This window comes from Mesorhizobium silamurunense (genome assembly GCF_014843905.1).
Lineage (GTDB): Bacteria > Pseudomonadota > Alphaproteobacteria > Rhizobiales > Rhizobiaceae > Mesorhizobium > Mesorhizobium silamurunense.
Map to the genome: position 1 here is coordinate 1 of NZ_LPVS01000124.1, position 231 is coordinate 231.

The window sequence follows — 231 nt, forward strand, 5'->3', positions numbered from 1 at the left end:
CGCGGCGACGAGGCGATTGCCGACAAGTCGATCCGCGACCAGCTGCATGCCTGGGAGCAGGCCGGCTACGGCAACCTGCCGGTCTGCATGGCCAAGACCCAGTACTCCTTCTCGACCGACCCGAACCTGCGCGGCGCGCCGACCGGCCACACCGTGCCGGTGCGCGAGGTCAGGCTTTCGGCCGGCGCCGGCTTCGTCGTCATCATCTGCGGCGAGATCATGACCATGCCC

General features: G+C 69.3%; 1 protein-coding gene. It reads left to right on the plus strand.

The window, feature by feature from the left end:
* The coding region (locus AU465_RS32685) for a formate--tetrahydrofolate ligase (protein ID WP_192257109.1) at window positions 1-231 on the plus strand (231 nt) is incomplete at both ends.